Origin of the sequence: Bradyrhizobium sp. PRIMUS42 (assembly GCF_023006515.1) — a bacterium.
In the GTDB taxonomy this organism is placed as follows: Bacteria; Pseudomonadota; Alphaproteobacteria; order Rhizobiales; family Xanthobacteraceae; genus Bradyrhizobium.
The window spans coordinates 1-973 of the sequence record NZ_JALBGZ010001267.1 but is presented as its reverse complement, the minus strand read 5'-3'; the positions used below and the strand labels follow the sequence as shown (position 1 = coordinate 973).

Below are 973 nucleotides of genomic sequence, written 5' to 3'. Positions count from 1 at the left end.
CCCACGAAACGGCAGCCTGCGACGTCGGCAACGCGCTCGATGACGCCGTTGCGGGTGCCGTCGACCAGCAGCACTTCCCGGATGATGCCGGCGGCGGCGCCGGGGACCAGCGCGGCCAGAGTCGCCACCGCAGTCTGCTCGACGCCTTCGGTCGGAATGATGACGCTCAGCATGATTGAAGCTTCAATGTCTGCACTTCGGGAGAAGCGTAGCTCGTTATGATGTTGTCATAAACATGCAGCGCTGCCGAGTGCAACTTTTCGGACGCGCTTCGGCACGCGATGGTAAACTGCCAGAGAGGTCGCATCCAAATATGTCCGCACGGGGTGGCGATATTGCCGAATGTTTCGGCGGCGTGCGTCCTGACCGTATTAGTGCGGAGTTTTGCCGCAACATTGCACGGCGCGCGGGCCGGTCGCAATCCTGCAAGAGGCGGATGCGATAGCGTACGGGCGAGCAGGAAAACCCTGCAATTCACGATGCTGACAAGGGCTTCGCATGAACGCCGATCAACTTGCTGTTAACACGCTGCCGACATCTCCCAAGCCGGACGGTGCGCCGACCTTGCGGATCCGCGCCGTGATGCTGGGTGAGCGCATCAATCCCTCCGGGCTCGAACTGGGGGCGACCGTCTCCTCGATGCCGGCGGCCTTCCGCGTCCATGCCGGCCTAGCGGTGATCTTTCGCTGCGGCGTCGTGGTGCTGATCGGTCTCCTTCCTTCGGAGGAGAAGGTGCTGATCGACAGCCTGAAGCCCCGCGTCATCGGCGAGCTCAGCCCCTATGAGGAGGAGATCGCGCAGGCCCAGCTCTGCCACGACGAAGCCGCCGAGGCGATCCAACCGGGCGGCCCGATCTGCCTCGCCAAATTCTCCGACGACCGGCTGCTGCTGATCGTGGACGCGCTCGCCAAGAGCACGTCGCTGGCGCGCGACGAGCGCCGCGTCGCCGCGGTCTTCGATGTGATCGAGCCCT

The 973-nt window shown here is 64.1% G+C and carries 1 protein-coding gene and 1 pseudogene; one reads left to right on the top strand and one right to left on the bottom strand.

Features of this window, described 5'->3' with window-relative positions; translation table 11 throughout:
* Positions 1 to 173 (bottom strand): annotated as a pseudogene (locus MOV75_RS39590) (glycosyl transferase); the annotation flags it as partial.
* A gap of 325 nt (positions 174 to 498) precedes the next feature.
* Between MOV75_RS39590 and MOV75_RS39585 the strand changes: the two are divergent.
* Positions 499 to 973, top strand: a 475-nt coding sequence (locus tag MOV75_RS39585; protein WP_247008274.1) for an RMD1 family protein, incomplete at its 3' end; no start/stop codon positions are given.